Source organism: Paenibacillus sp. tmac-D7, assembly GCF_006519665.1.
In the GTDB taxonomy this organism is placed as follows: domain Bacteria; phylum Bacillota; class Bacilli; order Paenibacillales; family NBRC-103111; genus Paenibacillus_G; species Paenibacillus_G validus.
The window spans coordinates 231,225-243,970 of sequence record NZ_VIDW01000001.1 but is presented as its reverse complement, the minus strand read 5'-3'; the positions used below and the strand labels follow the sequence as shown (position 1 = coordinate 243,970).

Below are 12,746 nucleotides of genomic sequence, written 5' to 3'. Positions count from 1 at the left end.
GGGCCGTTCTGCTTATGAAGAACGGCCTCGATTTTTCTTTTGGACCGCTGGCGACAGGTAAGGACGGCGGTTGCGCGGAACTGCTTCGCAAACATAGTCCCTGGTGTTGTCTACTATGCTTGCGAAGCAGTTCGGCTGATTCGGCCGCGCTGTGCGCAATTGTTTTTTTACTAGTTTAGGAGGTGTGCCATGCTTCGTTACTTGCTACGACGTCTGGTGTATATGGTGGTAACCTTATGGCTCATTGTGACATTCACATTCGTGTTGATGAAAAATTTGCCGGGGGACCCGTTTGGCGAAGACTCGCAGAAAATGACCGTTGAGCAGCGTCAGATCCTGTATGCCCAATACGGTCTCGACCAGCCGATCTGGAATCAGTACCTCAAATATATGAACAACGTCATTCACGGCGATCTGGGTGTTTCGTTCCAGTTTCCTACGCGTAAAGTGACGGATATTATTCAACAAGCATTCCCGGCCTCGCTCGAGCTTGGATTGTGGGCGCTGCTGATCGCTATTGTCGTCGGTCTTATTCTCGGTATTGTTGCATCGTTAAATCATAACAAGGGGCTGGACGTGGCGGCGATGTTTACGGCTATCGTCGGGATTTCGATTCCTTCCTTCGTGCTCGGACCTCTGCTCTCCTATTTCGTCGGCGTGAAGCTCGGCTGGCTGCCGCCGGGCATGTGGACAGGGCCTTCGTCCAGGGTACTGCCCGCCATCGCGTTATCGTTCGGTACCATTGCCATCCTGGCGCGGCTTATGCGAACGTCGATGCTCGACGTGCTGAATCAAGACTACATTAAGACGGCGCGGGCCAAAGGATTATCCTCGCCTTCGATTGTGGTGAAGCATACGGTCCGGAATGCGATTTTGCCGGTCATTACGGTGCTCGGTCCCGTATTCGTTAACCTGATTACAGGTACGCTGGTCGTGGAGCAAATTTTTGTAGTGCCGGGTCTCGGCAAGCATTTCGTCCAGTCGATTTATTCCAATGACTACACGATGATTACGGGTTTGACGATTTTCTATGCGTTTATTCTCGTCGTGGTGCTGTTTATTACCGATGTGCTCTATGGGCTTGTCGATCCGCGGATACGCTTGGCGAAGGGAGGAAGCAAATGATGGAAATATCCAAAGATCTGTTCCAGCCGGTCGGCAAGGAAGAAGTGAACCGGGAAACGATCGTTCGTCCGTCGATGACGAATTGGCAGGACGCTTGGCGGCGGTTGAAAAAAAACAAGCTCGCCATGTTCGGCTTGATCACGCTCATCCTTCTGACGCTTCTGTCGATCTTCGGTCCGATTTTGTCCAAATTCGACTATGCGACGCAAAACTATGATATTAAAAACATGGGGCCTTCGGCCGTCCACTGGTTCGGCACGGACGACTTCGGACGGGATTTGTGGGTTCGGGTATGGTGGGGTACGAGGATCTCGCTTGCGATCGGAATTACGGCCGCGCTGCTCGACCTCGTGTTCGGGGTCATTTACGGCGGAATCTCCGCTTACTACGGGGGCCGCGTCGATGATATTATGCAGCGGTTCATCGAAATTATTTATTCGATCCCATTTCTGTTGATTTCCATTTTGTTGATTATCGTGATCGGACCGGGCTTCAAGACGATTATCATTGCCTATGCCATCACCGGCTGGGTGCCTATGGCGAGGCTTGTGCGCGGTCAAGTTTTACAATTGAAGGAACAGGAATACGTGCTTGCGGCTCGTACCCTCGGCGCCGGGGGCGCGCGCATTATTATGAAGCATTTGGTGCCGAACGCGCTCGGTTTGATTATTGTACAAATTACGTTCATCGTCCCTTCGGCGATTTTCGTTGAAGCGTTCCTCAGTTTTATCGGACTTGGCATCCGGGTTCCGCTGGCATCGTTAGGTTCGCTGTTGTCCGACGGCGCGAATTCGATTCGCTTGTATCCGCATCGGGTTATTTTCCCGACGCTGCTGTTCAGTTTGATCCTGATGAGCTTCAACCTGCTCGGCGATGGCCTGCGGGATGCCCTTGATCCGAAGATGCGCAAATAAGCAGTCAGTTATTCGGAGGTGACAATTCATGAGTAAACCGATATTGGAAGTTAAGGATTTGCGGGTTTCGTTCCGCACCTACGCCGGCGAAGTACAAGCTGTGCGGGGCGTATCCTTTCATTTAGATAAAGGCGAAGTATTGGCGATCGTAGGCGAATCCGGGTGCGGGAAATCCGTGACGGCACAAACGATCATGCGGCTGATTCCTTCGCCGCCGAGCTGGATTAAAGGCGGTTCGATCTTGTTTGACGGCAAGACGGAAATTACCAGCTGTTCAAATTCGCAGATGGAGAGCATCCGCGGTTCGGAGATGGGGATGATTTTCCAGGATCCGATGACGTCGCTGAATCCGACGATGACAATCGGCAAGCAAATAACAGAAGGCCTGATCAAGCATCAAGGCTTGAGCCGTGACGCCGCTAACGCGCGAGCGGTTGAAATCCTGAAGCTGGTCGGCATTTCCAATCCGGAAGGCCGGATTCACCAATATCCGCACGAACTCTCCGGCGGCATGCGGCAGCGTGTGATGATTGCGATCGCGCTGGCGTGCAATCCGAAGCTGCTGATCGCGGATGAACCGACGACGGCGCTTGACGTGACGATTCAGGCGCAGATCATCGACTTGATGAAGAAGCTGTCGGAGCAAACGGAAGCGTCCATCATCGTCATTACGCACGACCTTGGCGTCGTCGCGGAGATGGCGCAGCGCGTCGTCGTCATGTATGCGGGCAAAGTGGTGGAGCAAGGTACCGTCGATGAAATTTTCTATCAATCGAGACATCCATACACATGGGGGCTGCTCCGTTCGGTACCGCGCCTGGATCAGGACAAGGATAGCGATCTGATTCCGATTCCGGGCACGCCGCCGGATCTGTTCGCACCGCCCAAGGGCTGTGCTTTCGCAGCGCGCTGCCCTTATGCGATGAAAGTATGTCTGGAGAACGATCCGGAGCAGACCCCGCTCTCCGAAACGCATGCGGCCGCCTGTTGGCTGCTGCATCCGGACGCGCCGAAGGTCGAACGTCCGCTAGAAACGGGAGGTGTCTCGCGATGAGCAAGCCGCAGCCTTTATTGGAAGTTCGCGATTTGAAGAAGCATTTTCACCTGGGCAGCGGCAAAACGTTGAAAGCCGTCGACGGCTTGAATTTCGCCATCGAGCGCGGCGAGACGTTCGGACTCGTCGGCGAATCCGGATGCGGCAAGTCGACGGCCGGTCGCACGATCATCCGGCTCTATGAAGCGACCGGCGGCGAGGTGCTCTTTAACGGAGAGAACGTTCACGGCCTTCGCGGCCGCAAGCAGCAGGAGTTTCGCCGTCACATGCAGATGGTGTTCCAAGATCCGTACGCTTCGTTGAATCCGCGGATGACCGTCGGCAACATTATCGCTGAGGGAATCGATATTCACGGGCTGTACACGGGCAAGCAGCGCAAGGCTCGCGTATCCGAGCTGCTGCAAGCCGTCGGCTTGAACGAAGAACACGCAAACCGGTTCCCGCACGAGTTTTCGGGCGGTCAGCGCCAGCGGATCGGCATTGCCCGGGCGCTCGCGATCGAGCCGCAGTTCATCATTGCGGACGAGCCGATATCGGCGCTGGACGTGTCTGTACAAGCGCAAGTCGTCAACCTGTTTAAGAAGCTGCAGAAGGAACGCGGTCTGACCTACTTGTTCATCGCGCACGACTTGGCGATGGTCAAGCACATCTCCGATCGCATCGGCGTGATGTACTTGGGCAAACTGGTCGAGGTGACGACGGCGGAGGAGCTGTACGCGAACCCGCTGCACCCGTACACGCAATCGCTGCTGTCGGCGATCCCGATTCCGGATCCCGAAGTTGAGCGTACGCGCGAGCGCATCATTCTGCAGGGTGAGATTCCGAGCCCGCTCAACCCGCCCAGCGGCTGTCCGTTCCGGACCCGCTGTCCGATGGCGATGCCGGAATGCGCAGCGGTGATGCCGGAATTCAAAGAAGTGAAGCCGGGACACTTTACCGCTTGCCATCTTTATTAACAGCTTACGAGAAGCCCCTTGCTCTTTGGGGGCTTTTTTTGTTAACATCAGTAGGAATGAGTTGTCAATACGAGTTCGACTCCATACAGAGGAAAGGGCGGCGGGAGCTTTGCGTTTGGAAACAGTGGAATGGCGAACCGGCCAGCCTTTGACCGACGATTACATAAATCGCTCCGAGAAGGCAAGCGGACTTTACGATTACGACCCTTGGTCGAAGGGGGCGTGGAGCGCGCGCGCGGACTGGTTAGACCGTGAACGGCCGTTCGGTGCAGATCGCGAAGGGCTTGCCGAAGCTTTGCGGGCTTTCAATCGCAAGGCCGGCAACGCTCCCGAGGCGTTGCAAGGGATCGAATCGCTGCGCGATGCACGCACGTTGTGCGTGGTAGGAGGGCAGCAGGCGAGTTTGTTTACGGGGCCGCTGATGGTCGTTTATAAGGCGATCACCATTATACAGGCGGCGAGGCAATCGGCTGAAGCGTTGAACCGGCCGGTTGTGCCGGTATTTTGGATTGCCGGGGAAGATCACGATTTCGACGAAGTGAATCACACCTATTTCTTGTCGGCCGATTTGCGGGTTGAGAAAATGAAGGTGGAGCGTCCGGACGATCGGCGTACGTCGGTCAGCCAAACCTTACTTAGCCGCGAACAATGGGAATCGGCTCTGGCGCAGCTCGATGCATCGTTGATGCCTACCGAGTTTAAGGAAGGCGTGCTGGCGGAATTCCGCTTCGCGGCGGAGTCTTCGGACACATTGGTGGATGGGTTCGCGAAGCTGCTGGCGGGCTTGTTCGGCAAGTACGGGCTTGTGCTGCTGGATTCGGACGATCCTGCGCTGCGCCGGCTGGAGGGACCGATGTTCCATACGTTGATCAAACGTTCGTCTGCGATCGGCGAGGCGCTGCTGCGCAATCGGGCACGCTTGCAGGAGCTTGGATACGAGCCTCAGGCGGACGGGAGCGAGAACAGTCTGAACTTGTTCGTGTTCGACGAGCGGGGCGAGCGGACGCTGCTGTTTGCAGATGCGTCAGGTCAGTGCTATACGGATCGTAAAGGCGAGCGCCGGTTTTCGAAGGAGCAGCTGCTCGACTGGGCGCAGACCGCGCCGGAGCGGCTCAGCAACAACGTGATGACGAGGCCGCTCATGCAGGATTACTTGCTGCCGGTGCTCGGCACGGTGCTCGGCCCCGCGGAGATCGCCTACTGGGGGTTGACGCAGCAAGCGTTCCATACGCTTGGCATGCGTATGCCGATTTTGTGGCCGCGTCTTGGCTTCACGATTGTGGAAGGGACCGCTCAGAAGAATATGCAGAAGCTCGGGCTGACCTTGGACGACGTCAGGTTCCGTCTGGAGGAACGGCGTCAGGCTTGGCTGGAAGCGCAAGACCGCTGGCAGCTGAAGGATCGTTTTGCCGACGTCAAGAACAAGTTTCGGGAGCTGTACGAGCCGATCGTGTCGTCGGTCGCCGAGATCAATCCGGGCCTGCAAAAGCTGGGTGAAACGAATTTAGGCAAAATTTTGGAGCAAATCGACTTCTTCGGGCAAAAGGCGGAAGACGGCCTCCGTTCGCAGAACGAATCGGGCTTGCGCCAGTTCGCGCGGATCGGTCAATCCGTCCTGCCGTCCGGCAAGCTGCAGGAGCGGGTATTCAATATCTCCGCGTATTTGAACAAGTACGGCAGCGCCTGGCTGGACGAATTGGTGCAAACCCCGCATGAAATTGACGGCAAGCACCGCATCTGTTATATGTAATTCATTTCATTATCTATTATGAGGAGGAAGTTTACGTGGCTAAAAGTACGGTAGATTCCAGTATTATCCGCGACATCTCGCTCGCGCACGAAGGGCATTTGAAAATCGATTGGGTGAATGCCCACATGCCGGTGCTGAATAAAATTCGCGAGCAATTCGAAAAAGAACAGCCGTTCAAAGGGCTTAAAGTGGCGATTTCGCTTCATCTTGAAGCAAAAACGGCCTATTTGGCCAAGGTTGTCCAAGCCGGCGGCGCGGAGGTGGCGATCTGCGGCAGTAACCCGCTCTCCACGCAGGACGACGTGTGCGCGGCGCTCGTCGAAGACGGGATTACCGTGTTCGCCAAGTACAACCCGGACCCGCAGGAGTACAAGGAACTAATGCTCAAAACGCTTGAGACCGAGCCGGACTTGATTATCGACGATGGCGGGGACTTGGTGACGATTCTTCATTCCGAGCGCAAGGATTTGCTGAAAAAGGTGCGCGGCGGCGCGGAAGAAACGACCACGGGCATTTTGCGCTTGAAGTCGCTTGAGAAAGACGGACAGCTGCAGTTCCCGATGGTTGCCGTCAACGACGCGTTCTGCAAATATTTGTTCGATAACCGGTACGGTACGGGCCAGTCGGTTTGGGACGGTATCAACCGGACGACGAACCTCGTTGTCGCCGGGAAAACAGTTGTCGTTGTCGGATATGGCTGGTGCGGCAAAGGTGTGGCGATGCGGGCCAAAGGACTCGGCGCCAACGTGATCGTGACGGAAATCGATGCGATCAAGGCGGTTGAAGCGTACATGGACGGATTTGCCGTTATGCCGATGGTGGAAGCGGCGAAAGTCGGCGACTACTTCGTCACGGTCACAGGCAACCGCGACGTCATTCGCGGCGAGCATTACGAAGTGATGAAGGACGGTGCGGTGTTGTCCAACGCCGGCCACTTCGACGTCGAAGTGAACAAACCGGAGCTCGAGGCATTGTCCGTATCGAAGCGTACCGTGCGCCGCAATATCGAAGAATATACCTTGAAGGACGGCCGCAAGTTTTATCTGCTCGCGGAAGGACGGCTCGTCAATCTGGCGGCAGGCGACGGTCATCCTGCGGAAATTATGGATATGACGTTCGCACTGCAAGCGATGTCCCTGAAATATGTGAACGACAACTATAAGCAAATCGGCAGCAAAGTGGTGAACGTGCCTTACGAGCTGGACGAACAGGTGGCTCGCTTCAAGCTGGCGGCGCTCGGCTTCGGTATCGACACGCTGACGAACGAGCAGAAGTCGTACTTGGACAGCTGGGCCGAGCATTAATACGATTGTATAAGGAGCGCCTCGACGAAACGGTCGAGGCGCTTTTTGGACGATAAGGGCAAGGTTTCCTGGCTTCTCGGATGTTTCCGGTATGTTTCGGCCGTATGGGAAGGGGCGCTTTGGATCGGAATCGGCGTTTTTTTAATTCGGGCTGGCGGTCTGTGCAACATCAATTCTTCCCTAATCGTCTGGATAGATAAGGCTGCGCTTCCTGTTAGGATTACGGAGGGCGGCCTGACGGATCGATTGCAGAGAGCGAGGGGGATTATCGAATGAAAGAAGAGAGAAGTCGGTCGGGCAACGGGTTCCGAGTCGCGATCAACCGCCGGGGCGCGAGGCTGCTGCTCGCGTCGGCGCTTATCGCGTCGGCGCTCGCGGGCTGCAGCTCCGCAAGCTCCGATAAATCCGCGAGCGAGGCCGCCAAATCGGGAGCACCGACGGCAAACTCGGCTCAGCACGAAAGCGTCAGTGCGGGCGCTGCCGATCAGGCGGGCGGCGAAGCGCAGAACGCCGCCGCCGCGTCTTCGCAGAACGCGCCGCCGCAGGGCGGGAGCTTTACCGGGCAAACGGCCGCGGAAGGCGACGATGCATACAGCCGTAAGATTATTTATCGCGCCAACCTATCGATGCAGGTCGAGAACTACGCGGACACCGAGACGCGCGTGCAGGAGGCGGTTAAGCGTTCGGGCGGCTATGTGCTGCAGTTTAACGAAAGCACATCGGCATCGGAGAAGTCCGGCACCTTCGTCATCAAGGTCCCGGCGAACGGCTTCCAATCGCTGCTCGTCGAACTGGAGAAAATCAATCCGTCCATGCGCAAATCGATGGAAGGCCAGGATGTGACGGAGGAATATGTGGACCTCTCGTCCCGATTGAAGGCGAAGCAGCTTGTGGAAAGCCGGTTGATTTCCTTCATGGAGAAGGCGACGAAAGCGGATGAGCTGGTAGCCTTCTCGAGCGAGCTGGGCAAGGTGCAGGAAGAAATCGAACGTATTAAAGGGCGTATGCGTTATCTGGAGCAAAACGTATCGTACTCCACCATCGATCTGCGCATCGCGCAAAAAATCGGTTCGGCGGAGGCGATCGGCGCACAAGAACGAGGGCCGCTCGCCAAACGGGCATCCGCCGCGCTGCAGGGCTCGCTGACTGTGCTGAACGTCGTCCTGCAGGGGATCGTTGTCGTACTGGCCGGCGCGCTTCCGATTCTTGTGCTGCTTGTCATCGTCGCCATTCCGCTCTGGTGGGTGCGCCGCCGAAGGAAAGCGAAGCTGGCAAGCGTGCGACAGCGGCTGGCGGAAGAAAACAAAACCGAATAAATCGAAAAAATCCTGTTTCATCGCGACGATGAAGCAGGATTTTTTGTTAATATGGCGAAACATTACTATACAAGTGGTGGGAAGTGGGGTAAAGTGGAGGGAAAGGGGGTGGCGAGTGGTGTTCATGGGGGAGTATCAGCACACAGTCGACGACAAAGGCCGTATGATTGTGCCTGCCAAATTTCGTGAAGCCCTCGGAGCATCGTTCATCGTCACTCGCGGTCTCGATCAATGTTTGTTCGTGTATCCCATGCAAGAATGGTCTGTTCTGGAGCAAAAGCTTAAGGCGCTGCCTCTGATGAAATCGGATGCGCGTGCGTTTACGCGGTTTTTTTTCTCCGGCGCCACCGAATGCGAGCTGGACAAGCAAGGCAGGGTAAACCTGCCGAATACGTTGATCGACCATGCCAAGCTGGAGAAAGATTGCGTCGTGATCGGCGTATCCAACCGGGTAGAGATTTGGAGTAAGGCAATCTGGGAAGACTATTCCAGGCAATCGGAAGAATCGTTTGCCGAAATCGCCGAGAAGCTTGTCGACTTCAATTTTGACTTTTAATCCGGTGTTAGTTCGATGTAGGAGGATGGAGCCGTGTTTCATCATATTACGGTGCTTAAGCAAGAAGCCGTGGAAGGATTACATATAAAGCCTGACGGTATATATGTCGATTGTACGCTTGGCGGAGCCGGGCACAGTTTGGAAATTGCGTCGAGACTCGGTCCGGGCGGGCTGCTGATCGCATTTGATCAAGACGACATCGCCTTAGCGAACGCCAAAGAGCGTCTTTCCGGCGTTCAGGACAAGGTACGGCTCGTACGCAGCAACTTTCGTTATTTGGAACAGGAGCTCTCCCGAATTCCAGAGGCCGTGAAGGACGGGCATCCACAGGTCGACGGCATCTTGTTCGATCTCGGCGTCTCCTCGCCGCAGCTCGATGAAGCCGACCGGGGATTCAGCTACAACCACGATGCGGAGCTGGATATGCGGATGGACCGTACAGCGCCGCTTACGGCGAAAGATATTGTTAACGGTTGGTCCGAGAAAGAAATCGCCGATATTCTGTTCGAATACGGGGAGGAGAAATTCGCCCGGCGCATCGCCGCAAACATCGTCTCCGCCCGCAGCGCAGCTCCTATCGAGACGACGGGACAGCTGGTCGAGCTGATTAAAGAAGGGATTCCGGCTGCCGCGCGCAGAACCGGGCCGCATCCCGCCAAGCGCAGCTTCCAAGCGCTGCGGATTGCCGTCAACGACGAGCTTGGCGCCTTCGAGGATGCGCTGAAGCAAGCGGTGCGCTGCCTTGCTCCGGGAGGGCGGGTGGCCGTCATTACGTTCCATTCGCTCGAGGATCGCATCTGCAAGCAGACGTTCGCCGGGTACGTGGCAAAATGCATATGTCCGCCCGATCTTCCGATGTGCGCATGCAACCCGACAGGTCAATTGAAACTGGTTAACCGTAAGCCGATAGAACCGGGTGAAGAGGAGCTCGAAGCAAATCCGAGAGCCCGTTCGTCAAAACTTAGAATCGCGGAAAAAGTGAAGGATTAAGGGGGAGAATTATTTTGCCGGCTTATATTCATGGAAACCTAGCGGTGGAGCAGCGAACGGAGCAACAGGTGAAAGCGAAAGAGACGAAGCGCGTCGTACAACGGAATAAGACGCTGCCGCTGCAGGAAAAGCTGTTGTATTTGTTTACGGTTGCGATTTGCGTCGTCGTTGCAGGGTTGATTATTTGGCGTTACGCGCAAATTTACGAAATGAATGCCAACATCAGGAGCATCGAGCAGCAAATCGCCAAGCTGGAAGCGGAGAACAGCATTTTGAAGCAAAAGGTGGATGCTTTGTCCGAGCCGCACCGGATGCTCGAAAAAGCAAAGGAGCTCGGCTTCGTAACGCCTGAGCCCGATCAAGTGAAGACGAACAAGAACAAAGCCGCGGCCGATTCGAATGGACAAGCCGCGTCTAAATCGACCGAAACCAAGACGGCGTCCGGCGTCAAGAAAACGAAGGATCAGCCCTGATCCGTAAGCGGGAATAGGGGGATAAGACCATGACGAAAATGGTGAAACTGCGGTCGTTACTCATTGGAGGGGGATTCACCCTCCTTTTTGCTGTTCTGGTGACCCGATTGTATTGGGTGCAGGTTGTTCAAGGCGAAGAGCTGCTCTCCAAAGCGAAGGAAAAATGGGCGATGGACAAAGAAATTCCACCTATCCGCGGCACGATAACCGACCGGAACGGCAAGGCTTTGGCGGAAGATGCGCCTTCCTACACGATCGCGTTGGAGCCGGAAACGATTATGAACAAAGGACTTGAATTGGATGTCATCAAAGGATTGGCGGCAATCTTAAGTCCGGCTGACGATGCGGGCGCTGTGATGGCGATGGAGGACAAGATCCGTACGCGCATCAACAAGAAGAAAGAGGACGGCAAGTATTACGCCCAGGTGGAGCTGGGGAACGATGGCTGGAAAATCGACGCCGAAACGGCTGATAAAATTAAGAAGATGATTTCCGATTTACAGTCGAAGCTGCCCAAGAAAAACGAAAGTACGGGAATCCTGCTGCTTCCCGAGCAGAAGCGGTTTTATCCCGCCGAGACGATGGCTTCGCACCTGATCGGATATATAAACAAGGAAGATAAGCCGATTATGGGGCTGGAATTAACGCTGGATAAATATTTGAGAGGTTCTCCCGGTTGGTTGATTTATGAGAAAGACCGGAAGGGCGTCGAGCTGCCGGACTCGCAAAGCCGGTATCAGCCGGCTGTCAACGGGGATGATGTGAAGTTGACCCTCGATAAAAATATTCAGTTTTATATCGAAAGCGCCTTGCAGAAGGTGAACGAGAAATTCAAGCCGAAAAGCATAACGGCGATTGCGGTCGATCCGCAAACGATGGAAATTTTAGGATTGGCGAACGTCCCGACGTTCAACCCGAACAAATATTGGGAAACGAAAGAAACGCGAGATTTTCTTAATCATGCCGTGGCCTCCCAATATGAGCCCGGTTCTACCTTCAAGCTGGTCACATTAGCGGCTACCGTAGAAGAAGGGCTGTTCAATCCGAATGAGACGTATCAATCCGGTTCGATCAAAGTGGCCGACCGGCGTCTTCATGACCATAACATTTCAGGATGGGGGAAAATTTCGTACTTAGAAGGTTTGAAGCGTTCGAGTAACGTCGCCTTCGTTAAGCTTGGCATCGAGAAGCTCGGGCAGGACAAACTGCGCCAATATATTACCAAATTCGGCTTCGGCGCAAGGACGGGCATCGACATTTCCGGCGAGGTGCCGGGTATCGTCAATATGCGTTACGCTCCCGATTTTGCAACGGCGACCTATGGACAAGGCTTGACCGCTACCGCCATTCAACAAACGGCCGCCTATGCCGCCGTTGCGAACGGTGGCAAGCTGATGTGGCCTCATCTGATTAAAGAGATTACGAAGCCTGATACCGGCGAGGTCATCCAGAAGTTCGAACCGAAGGTGATCCGCGAAGTCGTATCGGAGAAGACGGCGAAGCAAGTCAGCGAATATTTGGAGCAGGTAGTCTCCGACCAGGATATTGGAACGGGAAAAAGAGCCTATATCGACGGCTACCGGATCGCCGGTAAGACAGGTACGGCCAACAAAGTGCTTCCGGGTGAAAAAGGATATGCCGAAGGGAGATGGGTCATTTCCTTTATCGGCTACGCCCCGATTGAAAATCCGCGCATTCTTGTTACGATTATCGCCGACGAGCCGGATCTCGGCGGGGACTACCATCGCGGTGGAGAGGTTGCCGCGCCTGCGTTTCGCGAGATTGTTTCGCAATCGCTGCGTTATATGGGGCTTGCTCCGACGACGGTGCAGACGCAGCCGGCGCCGGTCAGCGAGAAGACGAAAGCGCCGGACTTGACCGGCATGACGCTTGACCAAGCGAAATCTTTAATGAACAAATCGGGCGTCAGTGTGGAATCGTATGGAAAAGGCTCGACCGTTTTGGCCCAATTGCCTGCTCCTGATACTGAAATCGGGAATTCGCAACGAATCTATGTAGTGCTGGAACAGCCTGAGCACGTATCGATCCCGAATTTAACCGGCAAATCGCTTCGCGACGCGATGGAAGTATGCTCGCTCCTGAAAGTGCGCTGTCAATCCGTAGGAGAAGGGTATGTGGCTGCCCAAACGCTCGAAGGAACCGAGAGCGAGCGGGTGCTGACGCTGTCCCTGAAGCCATACAGCGAACTGTTGGAGACGCCGGATAACCCGGCTGAATCCCCATCGTCCGCAACCGGAAGCAAAACCGATAAGAACGCCGCCAAACGATAGCTTGTTCTAACCCCGGG

The 12,746-nt window shown here is 55.2% G+C and carries 11 protein-coding genes; all 11 read left to right on the top strand.

The window, feature by feature from the left end; all coding sequences use genetic code 11:
* Positions 1–189 precede the first annotated feature (189 nt).
* The 11 genes from FKP33_RS01180 to FKP33_RS01130 all read left to right on the top strand — a co-directional run bounded on the left by FKP33_RS01180 (position 190) and on the right by FKP33_RS01130 (position 12,729).
* Complete coding sequence (locus FKP33_RS01180) at positions 190–1,125, top strand: ABC transporter permease (RefSeq protein WP_141333764.1); 936 nt, start codon at positions 190–192, stop codon at positions 1,123–1,125.
* Complete coding sequence (locus FKP33_RS01175; protein ID WP_127608524.1) at positions 1,125–2,039, top strand: ABC transporter permease; 915 nt, start codon at positions 1,125–1,127, stop codon at positions 2,037–2,039. Before FKP33_RS01180 ends, FKP33_RS01175 begins: the two co-directional genes overlap by 1 nt.
* Positions 2,040–2,067: 28 nt before the next feature.
* Positions 2,068–3,093: an ABC transporter ATP-binding protein gene (locus FKP33_RS01170; protein ID WP_054797365.1), complete on the top strand. Its 1,026-nt coding sequence runs from the start codon at positions 2,068–2,070 to the stop codon at positions 3,091–3,093.
* On the top strand, positions 3,090–4,049 hold the full coding sequence (locus tag FKP33_RS01165) for an ABC transporter ATP-binding protein (RefSeq protein ID WP_127608525.1): 960 nt from the start codon (positions 3,090–3,092) through the stop codon (positions 4,047–4,049). Before FKP33_RS01170 ends, FKP33_RS01165 begins: the two co-directional genes overlap by 4 nt.
* A gap of 124 nt (positions 4,050–4,173) precedes the next feature.
* Positions 4,174–5,799, top strand: a complete 1,626-nt coding sequence (gene bshC, locus FKP33_RS01160) for a bacillithiol biosynthesis cysteine-adding enzyme BshC (RefSeq protein WP_258313350.1) — start codon at positions 4,174–4,176, stop codon at positions 5,797–5,799.
* A 35-nt stretch (positions 5,800–5,834) separates the two neighbouring features.
* Complete coding sequence (locus tag FKP33_RS01155; RefSeq protein ID WP_127608527.1) at positions 5,835–7,103, top strand: adenosylhomocysteinase; 1,269 nt, start codon at positions 5,835–5,837, stop codon at positions 7,101–7,103.
* Between the two features lie 272 nt (positions 7,104–7,375).
* The gene (locus FKP33_RS01150) at positions 7,376–8,419 is read left to right on the top strand and encodes a DUF4349 domain-containing protein (RefSeq protein ID WP_141333762.1); all 1,044 of its coding nucleotides are present in this window, start codon (positions 7,376–7,378) and stop codon (positions 8,417–8,419) included.
* Positions 8,420–8,537: 118 nt separating this feature from the next.
* Positions 8,538–8,975 (top strand): division/cell wall cluster transcriptional repressor MraZ, encoded by a 438-nt coding sequence (gene mraZ / locus FKP33_RS01145; protein ID WP_127608541.1) that lies wholly within the window; start codon positions 8,538–8,540, stop codon positions 8,973–8,975.
* A gap of 33 nt (positions 8,976–9,008) precedes the next feature.
* A complete protein-coding gene (gene rsmH, locus FKP33_RS01140; protein WP_127608529.1) occupies positions 9,009–9,965 on the top strand; it encodes a 16S rRNA (cytosine(1402)-N(4))-methyltransferase RsmH in 957 nt (318 codons plus the stop codon).
* Positions 9,966–9,979: 14 nt separating this feature from the next.
* Positions 9,980–10,438 (top strand): cell division protein FtsL, encoded by a 459-nt coding sequence (gene ftsL, locus FKP33_RS01135; RefSeq protein ID WP_127608530.1) that lies wholly within the window; start codon positions 9,980–9,982, stop codon positions 10,436–10,438.
* Between the two features lie 29 nt (positions 10,439–10,467).
* Complete coding sequence (locus FKP33_RS01130) at positions 10,468–12,729, top strand: peptidoglycan D,D-transpeptidase FtsI family protein (protein WP_141333761.1); 2,262 nt, start codon at positions 10,468–10,470, stop codon at positions 12,727–12,729.
* The last annotated feature ends 17 nt before the right edge of the window (positions 12,730–12,746 follow it).

What these genes read in the sequence shown, in the direction of transcription:
- FKP33_RS01170 (WP_054797365.1), top strand. Translation starts at nt 2,068, where the DNA reads ATGAGTAAACCGATATTGGAAGTTAAGGATTTGCGGGTTTCGTTCCGC.
- FKP33_RS01130 (WP_141333761.1), top strand. Translation starts at nt 10,468, where the DNA reads ATGACGAAAATGGTGAAACTGCGGTCGTTACTCATTGGAGGGGGATTC.
- FKP33_RS01165 (WP_127608525.1), top strand. Translation starts at nt 3,090, where the DNA reads ATGAGCAAGCCGCAGCCTTTATTGGAAGTTCGCGATTTGAAGAAGCAT.
- FKP33_RS01175 (WP_127608524.1), top strand. Translation starts at nt 1,125, where the DNA reads ATGGAAATATCCAAAGATCTGTTCCAGCCGGTCGGCAAGGAAGAAGTG.
- FKP33_RS01150 (WP_141333762.1), top strand. Translation starts at nt 7,376, where the DNA reads ATGAAAGAAGAGAGAAGTCGGTCGGGCAACGGGTTCCGAGTCGCGATC.
- FKP33_RS01180 (WP_141333764.1), top strand. Translation starts at nt 190, where the DNA reads ATGCTTCGTTACTTGCTACGACGTCTGGTGTATATGGTGGTAACCTTA.